Source organism: Nitratireductor alexandrii (assembly GCF_004000215.1).
In the GTDB taxonomy this organism is placed as follows: domain Bacteria; phylum Pseudomonadota; class Alphaproteobacteria; order Rhizobiales; family Rhizobiaceae; genus Mangrovimarina; species Mangrovimarina alexandrii.
The window spans coordinates 21,040-36,467 of sequence record NZ_RBVY01000001.1; the positions used below are offsets into that span (position 1 = coordinate 21,040).

Sequence of the window (15,428 nt, forward strand, 5' to 3'; positions counted from 1 at the left end):
CAATTGACGATATGGGGCGTGGGAGGTTGGTGGTGGACGAGCCACTCGCCAACCGGGTCAGGTCCGGAAGGAAGCAGCCCTAACGAGCCACGGCACGGGTCATCGTGCCAGCCTCCCACCTCACCGTTGCGCTCCAGGGCCAATCGACATTTCGAGTTCGGGCGCGGCGCGGCATTGACGCCGCCAACCCGCCGCGCGAGATTTGAGCGGACCGGGCGTCCATGATCCGGGCAGTCAGACGGAGCGACATCGAGCCATGAGCGAGGCCGGCGCAGGCGACAGCAGGGAGCGTGCCTATCGCGTGCTCGCCCGGAAGTACCGGCCGCATGATTTTCAGGATCTGATCGGCCAGGAGCCGATGGTGCGCACGCTGACCAACGCATTCGCCAGCGGGCGCATCGCCCAGGCCTGGATGCTGACGGGGGTGCGCGGGGTCGGCAAGACCACGACGGCGCGCATTCTGGCCCGCGCCCTCAATTATAAGACCGAGGCGACCGACCGGCCCTCGATCGACCTCGCCCAACCCGGCGAGCACTGCCAGGCGATCATGGAAGGCCGGCATGTCGACGTCATCGAGATGGACGCCGCCTCGCATACCGGCATCGACGATATCCGCGAAATCATCGAGCAGGTCCGCTACGCCCCCGTGTCGGCGCGTTACAAGGTCTATATCATCGACGAGGTCCACATGCTGTCGACGCAGGCCTTCAACGGCCTGCTCAAGACGCTCGAGGAGCCGCCGCCGCATGTGAAGTTTATCTTCGCCACCACCGAGATCCGCAAGGTGCCGATCACGGTCCTGTCGCGCTGCCAGCGTTTCGATCTGCGCCGCATCGACGCGGGCGTGCTGGTGGAGCATCTGCGCGGGATCGCCGCCAAGGAGGAGATCGCCGTCGAGGACGAGGCGCTGGCGATGATCACCCGTGCAGCCGAGGGCTCCGCGCGCGATGCGCTGTCGATCTTCGACCAGGCGATCGCCCACAGCGCCGGCGCGGTGACGGCGGCGACGGTGCGCGACATGTTGGGCCTGGCCGACCGCGCCCGCGTCATCGACCTGTTCGAACGGCTTATGCAGGGCGACATCGCCGCGGCGCTGGCCGAGTTCCGCGCCCAGTACGACGCCGGCGCCGATCCGGCCGCCGTGTTGACCGACCTTGCCGAGTTCACCCATCTCGTCACCCGGTTGCGTTTCGTTCCCGAGGCCGCCGACGACGCCGCCCTGACCGAGGACGAGCGCGTGCGCGGGCCGAAATTGGCCTCGGATCTGTCGGTGCGGATATTGTCCAGGGCCTGGCAGATGCTCCTGAAGGGCATTCCCGAGGTGCAGGCCTCCAGCCGCCCGGTCAGCGCCGGCGAAATGGTGCTGATCCGCATGGCGCATGCCGCCGATTTGCCGACGCTTGACGAGGTGCTCAAGCGCGCCGACGACGGCGCCGAGCCCGCACCGGCCGGCGGACCCGCCCGCCGCACGTCCGCGCCGGGGCCGGGCGCCGGCGCGCGCGCGGTGTCCGCGCCCGTTGCGCTCGCCTCGGGCAATGGCGGCGGCGGCGCGACCATGCGGCTGGCTGCGACGACGCCGGAAGCGGCAATTCAGCCGCACCAAAGCCATCCCGCACCGGCCGAGACCGCGCAGCCCGAGCCGCGCATCGCCTCGCTGGCCGACATCGCCGCGCTGGCCGACAGCAATCGCGACCTGGCCTTCAAGGTGCTGGTCAAACGTTGCGTGCGGCCTGTCAGGATCGAGCCGGGCCGGCTCGAGGTCAGCCTGACCGACGACGCGCCGAAGACGTTGCTGGGCGACATCACCTCTCGCCTGCAGCAATGGACCGGCCGGCGCTGGATCGTGTCCTTGTCGCGCGAACGCGGCGACGACACGATGGCCGAGAAGGAGGCCAGCCGGCGCGAAAGCGCCATTCTCGATGCGCGCGCAGACCCCGAGGTCGCGGCGATCCTGGCCCGTTTTCCCGGCGCCCGCATCATCGACGTGCGCATCCCCGATGCGGTCGCGGCGGACGAACCCATGGTCGAACCGGCGCCGGACGCCGACGAAGACGACAGCTGAACACGAGGACAGTGCAATGAAGGATCTGATGGGCCTGATGGGCAAGGCCAAGGAAATGCAGGCCAAGTTCGAGGCCATGCAGCAGGAGATCGCCGAGCTCGAGGCATCCGGGCAGTCGGGTGGCGGCTTGGTCAACGTCACGCTTTCTGGCAAGGGCGAGATGAAGCAGCTCAAGATCGACCCGTCCCTGTTCAAGGAGGACGATGTCGAGATTCTGGAAGACCTGATCCTGGCCGCGCACAATGACGCCAAGGCCAAGGCCGAGGCGTTGATGCAGGAAAAGACCAAGGAACTGACCGCCGGCCTGCCGATCCCGCCCGGTTTCAAGCTGCCGTTCTAGATCGGCGCCCGGCCGGGCACGGGGTGGCTTGGTCGTCCTTGCCCGATCCGCCCTGGTATCCGCCCGCGCTGGCCCCCATATCCGTGCCATGATCCCGATTTCCGTTCTCGACCTGGCGCCCGTCGCCGAAGGCAGCGACGTCGCCCGGTCGCTGGCCAACACGCTCGATCTGGCGCGCCATGCCGAGGGCTGGGGCTACCGTCGCTACTGGCTGGCCGAGCACCACAACATGCCCGGCATCGCCAGCGCCGCCACGGCGGTGGTGGTCGGCCAGGTCGCGGCGGCGACCTCCACCATCCGCGTCGGCGCCGGCGGCATCATGCTGCCCAACCACGCGCCGTTGATGGTCGCGGAAGCCTTCGGCACGTTGGCGGCCCTTTACCCGGGTCGCATCGATCTCGGCCTCGGCCGCGCGCCGGGCACCGACATGGCGACCGCCCATGCGCTGCGTCGCGGGCTGAACGCCGATCCCAACGCCTTCCCGCAGGACGTGGTCGAGTTGATCGACTGGTTCCGCCCGCCGCAGCCGGGCCAGCGCGTGCAGGCGGTGCCGGGCGCCGGTCTGGAGGTGCCGATCTGGATATTGGGCTCGAGCCTGTTCGGCGCCCAGCTCGCCGCCGCGCTCGGCCTGCCCTACGCCTTCGCCTCGCATTTCGCGCCGGCCGAGATGGAAAACGCCGTGCGGATCTATCGCGAACGCTTCAAGCCGTCCGAACAGCTCGCAAAACCCTATGTCATGCTGGGCATGAGCGTGTTCGCCGCCGAGACCGACGCGGCGGCGCTGCTTTTGTTTTCCTCGCAGCAACAGGCTTTCGTCAATCTGCGCTCCGGCCGGGCCGGCAAGCTGCCGCCGCCGGTCGAAAATTACCAAGACACGCTCGATCCGTCCGCCAGGGCGATGCTCGCCCAGGCGCTCTCCTGCGCGGTGGTGGGATCGCCGGAGACGGTCAAGGCCGGCATCGCCGATTTCACGCGCCGCACCGGCGCCGACGAGCTGATCGTCACCGGCCAGATCTTCGATCATGCCGCCCGGCTGCGCTCCTTCGAGATCCTGGCCGATTGCCATCGCGCCCTGGCGCGGGCCGCCTGAGGAATGCGCGGCGCGACGTCACGGAGGGGACGGTGACGGCCGGCATTCCGGAGGACCGCGGGCTCGATCTCGACGCCTATTTCCGCCGTATCTCCTATCATGGCGAGCGCGCGGCGACGTTGGCGGTGCTGCGGCAGCTTCATTGTCTGCATCCCCAGGCGATCGCTTTCGAAAATCTCGATCCGCTGCTCGGCCGGCCGGTGAAGCTGGATCTGGCTTCTGTGCAGGACAAGCTCGTCCGCTCGAGGCGCGGCGGTTATTGTTTCGAGCACAACCTTCTGTTCTGGCGGGTGCTTTCCGCGCTCGGCTTTCAGGTGACGGGGCTCGCCGCCCGGGTGATGTGGGGCCAGCCGGACGAAACCGCGATCCCGCGCGCGCATATGCTTTTGCGCATCGCGCTCGACGGCGAGACCTGGCTTGCCGATGTCGGCTTCGGCCGTATGACCCTGACCGCGCCGTTGCGCCTTGCCGCGGGCGTGGTCCAGTCGACCCCGCACGAGGACTACCGCATCGTCGATGGTGGCGATCATTTCCGCCTGCAGGCCGCGGTCGACGGCGACTGGCGTCCCGTCTACCATTTCGACCTGCAGCGGCAGCAGCCGATCGACTACCGGGTCACCAGCTATTATATGGCGACCCATCCCCAATCGCATTTCACCTGGACGATCATGGCGGCCCGGCCGACGCGCGACGGGCGTTTTACCCTGTCGAACGACCGCCTGACCTTCCGCGGGCACGACGGCGCCGTCCGCCAGCGCCGGCTGGAATCGATTGACGATTTCGTCGAAACGTTCCGAACCGATTTCGGCGTCGAAGTCCCCGACCGGGCCGGTTTTGCCGCGCGCGTCAAGGCAACCGGCATCCTGAAAGACGCTTAGGGCGTTTCCAGGCGAAGCGGACAGCGGTTCGCCGCTCAAAAAAGCGTCGAAATAGTAAGGTGGAGTCGGTCTGCGGTTCCGTAACAGGCAGAACGGCCCTGGCTCAGCGCAGCGCCCGCACCAGCCCGGCATCGGGAAAGCAGGTCGGCGCGCGGCCGTTTTTCGTCTGCCAGGCCCCGATCGAGCGGCGCGTCTTGAAACCGGCCAGCCCGTCGGCGCCGCCGACATCGTGGCCGAGCCGTTCCAGCCCGCTCTGCATCGCGGCGATGTCAGCCCGGTTCAGCCGGTCGATCGCCGTCCAGCCGCCGGCAAAGCGGCGGTCGCCATAGGCGATGCGGTCGCCGGCATGGCCGACGAATAGCGCGTAGACGTCGCTCTCATTATACTGTTTCAGCACGTAGAAATTGGGCGTGACGATGAAGGCGGGGCCGAAGCGGCCGGCCGGCATCATCAGATAGCCCTCGCCGTCGCGTTCGTGCGCGGGAAACGGCTTGCCACCGACGCGCTTGATGCCCATCGCCGCCCAGTCGGCGATCCGCCGGCCGCGGTCCGGTCCTTCGAGCGCGCAGGACACGTCCCGCGGCACCGTCACCTCGAACCCCCAGTCGCGCCCCCGCACCCATCCGTGCGCGTCGAGATAGCGCGCGATCGAGGCCAGCGTATCGGGCTCGGAATTCCAGATATCGGCGCGCCCGTCGCCGTCGCCGTCGGCGGCGAATTTCAGATAGGAGCTCGGCAGGAATTGCGGCTGGCCGAGCGCGCCGGCCCAGGACGATTTCATGCTGCGCGGGTTGATCTGGTTGCGGTCGGCCAGAACGAGCGCGGCCAGCACCTCGGTGCGGAACATCTCCTTGCGCGTCGACAGGAACGCCTTGGTGGCCAGAACCTGGAACGCGTCGTGCGGGATCTTTGCCCGGCCGAAGCCGGATTCGCGGCCCCAGATCGCGAGAATGATTCCGGCCGGCACGCCGTGGCGCTTTTCGATCGCCGCGAGCGTGCCGCGATGCCGCTTGAGCCGTGCCCGCCCGCCGGCGGTGACGCCGCGCACGGTGTTTTCGTTGAAATAGGCGGCCGGCGAGCGGAATTCGGCCTGATGCTGCGCCACAGGCGCCTTCTTGCCGGGCAGGACGAGATCGGGCAGGTCGAGATTGGGCGAGACGCCGGCAAAGGCGGCCTCGAAGGTGGCGCGCGACACGCCGTTGGCCTTGGCGGTCGGCCACAGATCGGCGTCGAGCCAGGCGCGGAACTGTTTTTCGACCGAGGACGCGCCCGCCGGCACTGTCGCCAGAAGCAGCGCGGCGGCGAGGATGGCAAGGCGGCGCAGGCGTGTCATGTCGGTTTCCTGGGCAAACAATGCGTCAAAATGTGGTTCTCGACTTCAGCGCCGCCGCGAGCGTTCCCTCGTCGAGATAGTCGAGCTCGCCGCCGACCGGCACGCCGTGGGCAAGCCGCGTCACCTTGACCCCGAGCCCGTCCAGCTGGTCGGTGATGTAGTGCGCGGTCGTCTGGCCTTCCACCGTGGCGTTGACGGCCAGGATCAGTTCGCCGATCTCGCCGCCCGCGACGCGGTCCACCAGCGCCTTGATATTGAGATCCTCGGGGCCGACGCCGTCGAGCGGCGACAGCGTGCCGCCGAGCACATGGTAGCGCGCGTTGATCGCGCCGGCGCGCTCCAGTGCCCAAAGATCGGCGACGTCCTCGACCACGATCAGCGTTGCCGGGTCGCGGCGCGCGTCGGTGCACACCGTGCACGGGTCGCTGGTATCGACATTGCCGCAGGTCGAACAGATGCGCACCGTGTCGACCGCCTCTGCCATGGCCGCCGCCAGCGGCTCCAGAAGCTGCTCCTTCTTCTTGATCAGGTGAAGGGCGGCGCGCCGCGCCGAGCGCGGGCCGAGGCCGGGCACCTTGGCCAGCAACTGGATCAGGCGTTCGATTTCGGGGCCGGCGATTCGCTTCGACATGGCGCATGTCTACGTGCAATCCGGCCGCGATTGAAGCGCCGAGCGCGGCAAAAGCGTTCAATCGTCGCCGTCGACCACGCGCAGCCGCAGCGAGCCGGTCTTGGATTCGGCCATCTTGGGCGGGCTGCTGCCGTCGGCCTCCGCCGCCCCGCCGTCGCCCGCGCCCAGTTCCAGCGCCTCGATCTTCTCGCCGCGCCTGGTCACCTTCTCCGTCGAGGTCAGAATCAGGTCGAGATCGCGATTGGCTTGTGAGAAATGCGTCTGCAGTTTGCGCACCCGTTCGTCGAGCCGCCCCACATCCAGCATCAGCCGCGCCACCTCGCCCTGGATCAGATGCGCCTGCTCGCGCATGCGCGCATCCTTCAGCACTGCCTGGATGACCTGGATCGACAGCATCAGCAGCGACGGCGACACGATCACGATGCGAGCGCGGTGGGCGCGCTGCACCAGCGCCTCGAAATTTTCGTGGATCTCGGCGAAGATCGATTCCGACGGCACGAACATGAAGGCCGTGTCCTGGGTCTCGCCCTGGATCAGATAGCGTTCGGAAATCGCCTTGATATGCACGTCGATGTCGCGGCGGAAGGCTTGCGCGGCCTGTTTTTCGGCCTCCGGGCTTTCGGTTTCTCCGGCCGCGCGGATCGCATTCCACGATTCCAGCGGGAATTTGGCGTCGATCACCAGCGACGGCGCGCCGTTCGGCATCTTGACCAGACAGTCCGGCCGGTTGCCGTTCGACAGCGTCGCCTGGAATTCATAGGCGCCCGACGGCAGTCCGTCGGCCACGATCGCCTCCATGCGCGACTGGCCGAACGCGCCGCGCGTCTGCTTGTTGGCCAGGATCTGCTGCAATTGCACGACCTGGCCGGCTAGAGACTGGATATTGCCCTGGGCGGTGTCGATCACGGCCAGCCGCTCCTGCAGCTTGGCCAGGCTTTCGTGCGTGGCGCGGGCCTGCTGGCTCATCGACTGGCCGAGCCGGCCGGTCATCGTGTCGAGCCGTTCGGAGATCGCCTTGTTGAGTTCGCCCTGCCTGGACCCGAACACCTCGGCGATGGTCGCCATCCGGCCCTGCATTTCCGATTGCGCGCGCGTGATCTCGGCCATGCGCGCCTCCGCCTCGCGGGCTGCCGCGGCCGCGTCCGCCGCAGCTCTTGCACGCGTGCGCGCCGCACGCATCAGCGTCGCGACAAGCAGGACGATCAGGACCAGGATCAATCCCGCGCCGGCCAGCAGCGCGTGCGCGACGGTCAACGTGGCCTCGCCGAACAGAAACAGTGGCTGGGACAGGAGCGGCGTGATCGGGTCCATCCCGCCATCCTAGTCGATTCGTTTGCGTCGCATAAGATCAAAACAGGAACATTGGCTAAGATGGAGTTGACGCTCACACGACCACCGATTACCTGAAGACCATGTCGATCAAGCCACTCGTTTTCCTGCCCGATCCCGTCCTGCGCCAGGTTTCCAAGCCCGTGGAGCGGGTGGACGAGACTGTCCGGGCGCTTGCCGACGACATGCTGGAGACGATGTACGAGGCGCCGGGCATCGGCCTGGCGGCGATCCAGGTCGGCGAGCCGCTGCGCCTGCTTGTCATCGATCTGTCCAAGGAGGACGAGCCGCGCGCACCGCAGATCTTCATCAATCCCGAAATCGTCGCCTCGGTCGACGAGCGCTCGGTCTACGAGGAAGGCTGTTTGTCGATTCCCGACTATTACGCCGAGGTCGAGCGGCCGGCTGCGGTGACCGTGGACTATGTCGACATCGACGGCAACAAGCGTCAGGTCGATGCTGACGGGCTGCTTGCGACCTGTCTTCAACACGAGATCGACCATCTCAACGGCGTTCTGTTCATCGACCATCTGTCCAGGCTGAAGCGCGACATGGTGGTCAAGAAGTTCAAAAAGATCGCTCGGGACAAGCCGCCGTCGCGGATGGCGGGGTAGGGCAGCTTGATCTTGCCGCGCCAACCCGTTTGAAGCGGGGTGGTGCGCGCGTCCCTTGGTCCTGCAACGGGTAGTCCGACATGCCGCTTCGTCTCGTTTTCATGGGCACGCCCGATTTTTCCGTGCCGACGCTGCGCGCGGTTGCCGCGGCCGGCCACGACATTGCGGCCGTCTACACCCAGCCGCCGCGCAAGGCCGGACGTCGCGGGCTGGAGGTGACCCGGTCGCCGGTGCACCGCGCCGCCGAGGAGCTCGGCCTTCAGGTGCGCACGCCGGTCTCGCTCAAGGGCGCCGACGAGCAGGCTTCCTTTCGCGACCTGGCCGCCGACGCCGCCGTCGTGGTGGCTTACGGCCTGCTGCTGCCGAAACCGATCCTCGACGGCACCCGGCTCGGCTGCTTCAACGGCCACGCCTCCGCCCTGCCGCGCTGGCGCGGCGCGGCGCCGATCCAGCGCGCGATCATGGCCGGCGACAGCGAGACCGCGATGATGGTGATGAAGATGGAAGAGGGGCTCGATACCGGTCCCGTCGCTTTGCAAAGGCAAGTCGAGATTGGCCCGGACATGACGGCCGGCGAACTGCACGACGTTCTGGCGCGGGAATCCGCCACGCTGATGGTGGAGGCCTTGGCCGCGCTCGAGGCCGGCCGGCTTGCCCTGACGCCGCAGCTGGCTGAAGGCGTCACCTATGCCAAAAAGATCGACAAGGGCGAAACCCGTATCGACTGGACGCGGTCGGCGGCCGAGATCCACAATCACATTCGCGGCCTGTCGCCGTTTCCGGGTGCCTGGTGCGAGGCGCCCCTGGCCGACAGGCCCGAGCGGCTGAAGATCCTGCGTGCGACCCCGACGGAAGGGGACGGCGCGCCCGGCACCGTGCTCGACGACGCGCTGACGATTGCCTGCGGAACGGGCGCGGTGCGGCTGGTCGAGCTGCAGCGCGCCGGCGGCAAACCGATGACCGCCGAGACCTTTCTGCGCGGCGCAGCGCTGCGCCGGGGAGATACGGTGTCATGACCGAAACGGGCATCAGGAAGGCGGTTGCGGCCGATCGCGCGGCGATCTTTTCGGTCGAGGAGGCAGCCTTCGCCCGCAAGGACGAGGCCGAACTGGTCGAGGCGATCCGCCGCGACGGCGATGCGGTTCTCGAGTTGGTCGCCGAACGGGACCGGGTGCTCGTCGGCCACGTCCTGTTCTCGCGGCTCTGCGTGGAGACGGCCGGTTCCCGCTTCGCGGCCGTCGCGCTGGCGCCGGTGGCGGTCGCGCCGGGTTTGCAGGGCCGGGGTATCGGCACGGCGCTGATCCGCGATGGCCATAGACGCCTGCGCGCGGCCGGCGAACGGCTTTCCGTCGTTCTCGGCGATCCGGCCTATTACGGCCGCTTTGGGTATACGCACCGGCGCGCGGCCGGTTTCGACAGCCTGTTTCAGGGCGATGCGCTCCAGGCGCTTGCCTGGGACGCTGCGCCCGAGACCGGCCGTCTCGTCTATCCGCGCGCCTTCGGCGTCGGTTGAGCGCCATGCCACGCTACCGGCTCGACATCGAATATGACGGCACCGCCTATGCCGGCTGGCAGCGCCAGGCCGACCAGCCCTCCGTGCAGGGCGCGATCGAGGCGGCGCTGTTCGCCTTTTGCCGCGAACGGGTGACGCTCGGCGGCGCCGGCCGCACCGATGCCGGCGTGCACGCTACCGGGCAGGTCGCGCATTGCGACCTCGAACGGGACTGGCCGGCCGACACCGTGCGCGACGCCGTCAACGCCCATCTCCAGATGGCCGGCGAGACGGTGGCCGTGCTGGCCGCCGCCCGGGTCGGTCCGGATTTCGATTCGCGCTTTTCCGCCACCGGCCGGCATTATCTCTACCGCATCGTCAATCGCCATCCGCCGCTGACCCTGGAACGAAACTTCGCCTGGCACGTGAAGAAGGAACTCGACGTCGACGCCATGCACCGGGCCGCGCAGCGGCTGGTCGGCCATCACGATTTCACCACTTTTCGCTCCGTGCGCTGCCAGTCGAAAAGCCCGCAAAAGACGCTCGACCGTCTCGACGTGACGCGCATCGGCCCGCTGATCGAGATCCGCGCCTCGGCGCGCTCCTTCCTGCACAATCAGGTCCGCTCCATGGCCGGCACGCTCAAGCGGGTCGGCGATGGCGGCTGGAGCGCCGACGATGTCAGCGCCGCGCTTGCCGCGCGCGACCGCACCGCCTGCGGACCGGTGGCGCCGCCGGGCGGACTGTGCCTGATCAAGGTCGATTATTGAACGACGCGCCGCGCCCCGGCGATCAGGCCGGCGGCAGCGCGTCGAGCCCGAACAGCGCCTGCAGCGTCAAAAGCACGCCGATCGACAGCGCCAGCATCAGCGCGAACACCGCGCTTGCCAGGCCGGCGCCGCGGTCGATCACCGCGTTGGTCAGCCGCCACGACAAGGCCATCGTCACCAGGAAGGCGGCGAGCGACAGCAGCGCGGCCAGCTCGTCGGCGCCCGGCGCCAGCAGGCGCACCAGCGTTGCCGGCAGCATCAGCCAGATCAGCAGCGCAGAGCCCCAATTGCTGGCCACCACGTAAGGCACGAAACGGTCGCCGACCCCGAGGGGTTTGGCCACCAAGGCCAGGACGATTAGCGGCAGCACCCAGGTTGCCAGATCGATCACGCCAAGCAGGAACACGATCCCGAAACGCCCGCTTGCGCCGACCGCGAAATCGCCGGCGAAGCTCGCCCAGCCGACGGTCAGGGCGGGAACCGCTACCACGATGGCATAGAACGAGTTCCAGAAGCCGTCCGCCGACAGGTCGAACAGACGAACCGCTTCCGGCTTGCCCATCATCAGCCGCCAGGCGCCGGTCATGTAGGTCTGGATATCCTGGGCTGACGGCATCGGCGGACTACTCGAACCACAGCGCCAGTAGGCGCTGATAGATCTGCGTCAGCGTCTCCAGGTCGGCCAGCGCCACGTGTTCGTCGACCATGTGCATGGTCTGGCCGACCAGCCCGAATTCGACCACCGGGCAATAATCCTTGATGAAGCGGGCATCCGACGTGCCGCCGGTGGTCGACAGTTCCGGTTGGCGCCCGGTCACGTCGCTGACCGCTCTGCGCATCAACGCGATCAGCTTGTCATCGTGGGTCACGAACACCGGGCTCGGCCGGTCGCGCCAGTCGAGTTCGAACGACACGGGCTCCGGCCGGCCGGGTCGCAGCCGCGTGAGCTGCGCCGCCCGGTCGAGCCGGTCGTGGATTTCCGCCTGCAGGCTTTCCGCCGTCCACCGGTCGTTGAAGCGCACGTTGAAGCTGGCCGTGGCCGAAGCGGGAATGACGTTGACGGCCGGATTGCCGACGTCGACGCTGGTCACCTCCAGATTGGTCGGCTGGAAATTCTCGGTGCCCTCGTCATAGGCCGGATGCATCAGCGCGTCGATCAGCATGGTGAGCCCGCGCACCGGATTGTCGGCCAGGTGCGGATAGGCGGCATGGCCCTGCCGGCCGGCGACGCGCAGCGTGCCCGACAGCGAGCCGCGCCGGCCGATCTTGATCATGTCGCCGAGTTGTTCGGGATTGGTCGGTTCGCCGACCACGGCGGCGTCCCAGCGCTCGCCTTTGGCTGCCGCCCATTCCAGCAGCCTTTGCGTGCCGTTGACGGCCGGGCCTTCCTCGTCGCCGGTGATCAGCAGCGAGATCGAGCCCGCCGGCGCGCCGTGCTCGCCAATATGGCGGGCGACCGCCGCCACGAAACAGGCAATGCCGCCTTTCATGTCGACCGCGCCGCGGCCGAACATGGCGCCGTTGGCGACGGTGGCGGCGAAGGGGGGATGCGTCCAGGCCGCCTCGTCGCCGACCGGCACGACGTCGGTGTGCCCGGCAAAACACAGATGCGGCCCGGCGCCGGAAAGCCTGGCGTAGAGATTTTCCACGTCCGGCGTGCCCACCTCGCTGAACACCGGCCGTTCGACGGCAAAGCCGAGCGGGTCCAGCATGGCCTCCAGCGCCGACAGCGCGCCGGCTTCGGCCGGTGTGACCGAGGGACAGCGGATCAGGGTGGCCAGATTGGCGGCGGGATCGACGGGCAGTGACATGAGGCGGATGGATAGTCGAAAGGGCGGCCCCTGTCACGCCGCGAAACGGCATCGACATTTGGGCCAGATGTCACCCGCAAAACCGGCCGGCCGCTTGACGCGGCCGCTGCAATGGCTGTGATGGCGGGGAGAGCGGAGGACGGGATGCGCTTTGGCGACGAAACCAGGATCGCGGTCGCCGGCGCCGGCAGCATCGGCTGTTATGCCGGTGCCTGCCTGGCGCTTGGCGGGCGCCGGGTGGCGCTGCTGGCAAGGTCGCGCGTCGTCGATGCCGTCACCGGGGCCGGTCTTGCGGTCCGCGACCTCGACGGTACGCAGCGTCATTTGCCTGCCGGTCGTGTCCAGGCCGGTGCAGACCCCGCAGCCGTGCTGGTTGACGCCGACATCGTGCTTGTCACCGTCAAGAGCGGCGCGACGCGGGAGATGGCCGGGCTGATCGCGCGCCATGCCAGGCCGGGCACGGTGGTGGTCAGCCTGCAGAACGGCGTCGCCAACCCCGCCGCGCTGCGGACCGGGCTGGGCGCGCGCCATCCGGTCGTGGCCGGCATGGTGCCGTTTAATGTGGTTGCCGCGATGCCGGCCGATGGCGCGCCGGTCTTTCACCGCGCGACGGAAGGCACGACCCTGGTCGACCCCGTGCCCGAAGGGCTCGCCGCTTTCCTCGATGTCGCCGGTTTTCCCGTTTCGGCCGCCGCCGACATGGACGCCGTGCTGTGGGGCAAGCTGCTGCTCAATCTCAACAACGCCCTCAACGCCCTGTCGGGCCTGCCGCTGGCCGACGAACTCGCCGACCGGCGCTGGCGGCGTGTGCTGGCCGTCCAGATCGCCGAGGCGCTTGGCGCGATGAAGGCGGCCGGTATCAGGCCGGCGCGCATCGGGCGCTTGCGGCCCGACCTGCTGCCGGCGGTGCTGCGTCTGCCCGATCCGCTGTTTCGCCGTCTCGCCCGACGCATGCTCGCCGTCGATCCCGCCGCGCGTTCCTCCATGTGGGAGGATCTGGAACGGGGCCGGCCGACGGAGATCGACCAGTTTCAGGGCGCCGTGATCGCGCTGGCAGAACGCCATGGCCGTGCCGCGCCCGCCAACCGCGCCGTACTGGCCGCGATCCGGCGCGCCGAGCGGGCCGGGCGCGGGGCGCCGCGGCTCGAGCCGGAGGCTGTGCTGGCGCAAGCCGCACGCTAGGACGCTGTCGCCGGCAGCGTTTCGCGATCTCAGCCGGCGGTTTCGGGAGGTTTTTCCGGTCGTGCGCCGCGCACGGCGTCCAGTGCCTTTTCGAGCACGGTCTCGGCGCGCCGCCGCGCCCCGGCGTCGAGACGGTCGACGTCCAGAAACAGCGACAGGCCGCTCTCCGCCTCGTTGATCGTGGCCGGCGCGTCGTCGCCGTCGTGAATGCCTTCCACGGCATAGGGCACGATTTCGCCCGAAATGCCTTTGAGCGTGATCGGCTGCAGGGGACGCGCGCGCACCCTGTCGCGCACATGCGCCCAGGTCTCGTAGGACAGCACGATGCCGCCCGGTTCGGCGATGTGTTGCAGGCGTGCGGCCAGGTTCGCCTCCGCGCCGATGATCGTGTAGTCCATCCGGTCGGCCGAGCCGAAATTGCCGACATTGCAGTAACCGGTATTGATGCCCATGCGCACCTCGAACGGCTTTTCGATGCCGCGCCGGCGCCATTCGCCTTTCAGCGCCACCATGCGTCGCTGCATGGCCATCGCCATGTCGAGACAGGCATTGGCGTCCTCGCGCGCGCCGCGCGTGTGCGGATCGCCGAAGAAGGCGAGGATGGCGTCGCCGATGAACTTGTCCACCGTCGCACCATGCGCGTGGGCGATCGCCGACATTTCGGTAAAATACTCGTTGAGCAGGTTGGTCAGCTCCTCCGGCTGCAGATGTTCGGAGGTCTCGGTGAAATCCTTGATATCGGAAAAGAAGATCGTCAGTTTCTTGCGCTCGGTCGAGATCGTGACGTCCTTCTCGCCGGAAAAGATGCTCTTGTAGATCTGCGGCGACAGATATTTCGAGATTTTCATCGACACCGAGGCGAGGAAGTCGTTCGCCTCCTCCAGCTCGCTGTTCATCCGCCGGAATTGATTGGCCTGGCGCCAGTTGAGGCCGGTCAGTGCGATGCCGAACGCGCCGGCGCCGGCGAAATAGATGAACAGGTATTTGAAAGAAAAAAGATTTTCCGCGATCGGCTGATGCACGGTGATCGCCTGGATGCCGCGCACGTCGCCCACCCTCCAGTCATGTTTGGGACTGAGCGGATGATTGTTGTGGCACGACACGCAGGCCTGACCGAGAATGACGGGAACCGCCATGCGGATCTCGCGCTCGAACAGCGAGCCGGCGATCCCGGTGACGACGGCGTCGGGGTCGCGCGATGCGCGGAAGGAGGCGAGCGCGGCGCGCTCGAAACCGTCGAGCCGGTGCGCGGCCCGGCTCGTGAAGGTGAAATCGGACACGAAGCGGTAGCCGATTTCCTCCTCGCCGCTGGTACCGATCACGTCGCCGAGTTCGAGCGACAGCGTTGCCGGGATCGGCACCGCTCCGGGAATGTCGGCATAGTCGTGCGCGGCGATGCTGTCGCCGTCATGGCCCTGCACCCGGCTCACGACATTGGTGGCGTAATAGCCGCGTATGTCGTTGAGCATCCGGTTCAGGGTCCGGGCCTGGACGGTCAGCGCCCGGTCGGACAGGTTCTTGAGATCCATCCACACGGCAACGGGCAGCAAAACCAGCGCCAGCGCCACGATGGTGCCCAGCAACCAGGGGCGTTCGGCGGCGTAAAGCCACATGCGCCCGATCGCGATGTCCTTGTCTTCGGCGGGTTGCGACACGGTTTTCTCCCAGCCCTCTCCCCGAAACTGAGAGGATAGCCAACCAAAGCGCCCGTGACGAGCGCGATCCGTATCGATGCGCGGGTTTGGCGTTTGCCAGCGTCTGGCGGCGGCGATAGGAAGCGGGCGCGAACGGCCTCGTCCGGCCTCGATTGCCGCCAGGCCCGCGATGTGCGGCTTTCGCCGGCCCTTGCGGGGCGCGAGGCTTATCGCGTTCGTCTGCCGGCGGGTGATCCGAAGA

15 protein-coding genes and 1 other RNA gene are annotated in these 15,428 nt (G+C 67.9%); 10 read left to right on the plus strand and 6 right to left on the minus strand.

Going from position 1 to position 15,428, the window contains the following annotated elements:
• Window positions 1-21: 21 nt before the first annotated feature.
• From ffs to EP380_RS00120, 5 genes are all read left to right on the plus strand, one after another.
• An RNA gene (gene ffs, locus EP380_RS00100) (signal recognition particle sRNA small type) lies at window positions 22-119 on the plus strand.
• A gap of 83 nt (window positions 120-202) precedes the next feature.
• The gene (locus EP380_RS00105) at window positions 203-2,062 is read left to right on the plus strand and encodes a DNA polymerase III subunit gamma/tau (protein ID WP_476739141.1); all 1,860 of its coding nucleotides are present in this window, start codon (window positions 203-205) and stop codon (window positions 2,060-2,062) included.
• Window positions 2,063-2,078: 16 nt separating this feature from the next.
• Entirely contained in the window at window positions 2,079-2,402 is a 324-nt protein-coding gene (locus EP380_RS00110; RefSeq protein ID WP_127595281.1) for a YbaB/EbfC family nucleoid-associated protein, read from the plus strand.
• A gap of 88 nt (window positions 2,403-2,490) precedes the next feature.
• A complete protein-coding gene (locus EP380_RS00115; RefSeq protein ID WP_127595284.1) occupies window positions 2,491-3,492 on the plus strand; it encodes an LLM class flavin-dependent oxidoreductase in 1,002 nt (333 codons plus the stop codon).
• A gap of 32 nt (window positions 3,493-3,524) precedes the next feature.
• Window positions 3,525-4,370, plus strand: coding sequence for an arylamine N-acetyltransferase family protein (locus tag EP380_RS00120; RefSeq protein WP_238719635.1), 846 nt, complete (start codon window positions 3,525-3,527; stop codon window positions 4,368-4,370).
• A gap of 103 nt (window positions 4,371-4,473) precedes the next feature.
• Here the strand turns inward: EP380_RS00120 and EP380_RS00125 are convergent, their stop codons facing one another.
• Genes EP380_RS00125 through EP380_RS00135 form a run of 3 tightly spaced genes read right to left on the minus strand, consistent with a single transcriptional unit; the run spans window position 4,474 to window position 7,645 of the window.
• Window positions 4,474-5,703: a lytic murein transglycosylase gene (locus tag EP380_RS00125; protein WP_127595287.1), complete on the minus strand. Its 1,230-nt coding sequence runs from the start codon at window positions 5,701-5,703 to the stop codon at window positions 4,474-4,476.
• Between the two features lie 25 nt (window positions 5,704-5,728).
• Window positions 5,729-6,334, minus strand: a complete 606-nt coding sequence (gene recR / locus EP380_RS00130) for a recombination mediator RecR (RefSeq protein ID WP_106572721.1) — start codon at window positions 6,332-6,334, stop codon at window positions 5,729-5,731.
• A gap of 57 nt (window positions 6,335-6,391) precedes the next feature.
• A complete protein-coding gene (locus EP380_RS00135; protein ID WP_127595290.1) occupies window positions 6,392-7,645 on the minus strand; it encodes a DNA recombination protein RmuC in 1,254 nt (417 codons plus the stop codon).
• A 101-nt stretch (window positions 7,646-7,746) separates the two neighbouring features.
• On the opposite strand from EP380_RS00135, the gene def reads away from it, so the two are divergent.
• The 4 genes from def to truA all read left to right on the plus strand — a co-directional run bounded on the left by def (window position 7,747) and on the right by truA (window position 10,539).
• Window positions 7,747-8,277 carry a peptide deformylase gene (gene def / locus EP380_RS00140; RefSeq protein ID WP_106572723.1) on the plus strand — a complete coding sequence of 177 codons (531 nt, stop codon included), beginning with the start codon at window positions 7,747-7,749 and terminating at the stop codon, window positions 8,275-8,277.
• A gap of 80 nt (window positions 8,278-8,357) precedes the next feature.
• Window positions 8,358-9,293 (plus strand): methionyl-tRNA formyltransferase, encoded by a 936-nt coding sequence (fmt, locus tag EP380_RS00145; RefSeq protein WP_127595292.1) that lies wholly within the window; start codon window positions 8,358-8,360, stop codon window positions 9,291-9,293.
• Window positions 9,290-9,790, plus strand: a complete 501-nt coding sequence (locus tag EP380_RS00150; protein WP_127595295.1) for a GNAT family N-acetyltransferase — start codon at window positions 9,290-9,292, stop codon at window positions 9,788-9,790. The genes fmt and EP380_RS00150 overlap by 4 nt, the downstream gene beginning before the upstream one ends.
• A gap of 5 nt (window positions 9,791-9,795) precedes the next feature.
• Window positions 9,796-10,539 (plus strand): tRNA pseudouridine(38-40) synthase TruA, encoded by a 744-nt coding sequence (truA, locus tag EP380_RS00155; protein ID WP_127595298.1) that lies wholly within the window; start codon window positions 9,796-9,798, stop codon window positions 10,537-10,539.
• A gap of 22 nt (window positions 10,540-10,561) precedes the next feature.
• On the opposite strand, the gene EP380_RS00160 is transcribed toward truA, so the two are convergent.
• On the minus strand, window positions 10,562-11,155 hold the full coding sequence (locus EP380_RS00160) for a transporter (RefSeq protein WP_127595302.1): 594 nt from the start codon (window positions 11,153-11,155) through the stop codon (window positions 10,562-10,564).
• A 7-nt stretch (window positions 11,156-11,162) separates the two neighbouring features.
• Window positions 11,163-12,350: a succinyl-diaminopimelate desuccinylase gene (dapE, locus tag EP380_RS00165; RefSeq protein WP_127595305.1), complete on the minus strand. Its 1,188-nt coding sequence runs from the start codon at window positions 12,348-12,350 to the stop codon at window positions 11,163-11,165.
• Between the two features lie 144 nt (window positions 12,351-12,494).
• Here dapE and EP380_RS00170 point away from each other — a divergent pair, with 144 nt between their 5' ends.
• Window positions 12,495-13,532: a 2-dehydropantoate 2-reductase gene (locus tag EP380_RS00170; RefSeq protein WP_127595308.1), complete on the plus strand. Its 1,038-nt coding sequence runs from the start codon at window positions 12,495-12,497 to the stop codon at window positions 13,530-13,532.
• Between the two features lie 29 nt (window positions 13,533-13,561).
• Here the strand turns inward: EP380_RS00170 and EP380_RS00175 are convergent, their stop codons facing one another.
• A complete protein-coding gene (locus EP380_RS00175) occupies window positions 13,562-15,145 on the minus strand; it encodes an adenylate/guanylate cyclase domain-containing protein (RefSeq protein WP_127596716.1) in 1,584 nt (527 codons plus the stop codon).
• Window positions 15,146-15,428 lie beyond the last annotated feature (283 nt).

Coding starts and splice junctions, on each gene's coding strand:
- dapE (WP_127595305.1), bottom strand. CDS start 12,350: ATGTCACTGCCCGTCGATCCCGCCGCCAATCTGGCCACCCTGATCCGC.
- EP380_RS00175 (WP_127596716.1), bottom strand. CDS start 15,145: ATGTGGCTTTACGCCGCCGAACGCCCCTGGTTGCTGGGCACCATCGTG.
- EP380_RS00135 (WP_127595290.1), bottom strand. CDS start 7,645: ATGGACCCGATCACGCCGCTCCTGTCCCAGCCACTGTTTCTGTTCGGC.
- def (WP_106572723.1), top strand. CDS start 7,747: ATGTCGATCAAGCCACTCGTTTTCCTGCCCGATCCCGTCCTGCGCCAG.
- fmt (WP_127595292.1), top strand. CDS start 8,358: ATGCCGCTTCGTCTCGTTTTCATGGGCACGCCCGATTTTTCCGTGCCG.
- recR (WP_106572721.1), bottom strand. CDS start 6,334: ATGTCGAAGCGAATCGCCGGCCCCGAAATCGAACGCCTGATCCAGTTG.
- EP380_RS00125 (WP_127595287.1), bottom strand. CDS start 5,703: ATGACACGCCTGCGCCGCCTTGCCATCCTCGCCGCCGCGCTGCTTCTG.
- EP380_RS00115 (WP_127595284.1), top strand. CDS start 2,491: ATGATCCCGATTTCCGTTCTCGACCTGGCGCCCGTCGCCGAAGGCAGC.
- truA (WP_127595298.1), top strand. CDS start 9,796: ATGCCACGCTACCGGCTCGACATCGAATATGACGGCACCGCCTATGCC.
- EP380_RS00160 (WP_127595302.1), bottom strand. CDS start 11,155: ATGCCGTCAGCCCAGGATATCCAGACCTACATGACCGGCGCCTGGCGG.
- EP380_RS00110 (WP_127595281.1), top strand. CDS start 2,079: ATGAAGGATCTGATGGGCCTGATGGGCAAGGCCAAGGAAATGCAGGCC.
- EP380_RS00150 (WP_127595295.1), top strand. CDS start 9,290: ATGACCGAAACGGGCATCAGGAAGGCGGTTGCGGCCGATCGCGCGGCG.
- EP380_RS00170 (WP_127595308.1), top strand. CDS start 12,495: ATGCGCTTTGGCGACGAAACCAGGATCGCGGTCGCCGGCGCCGGCAGC.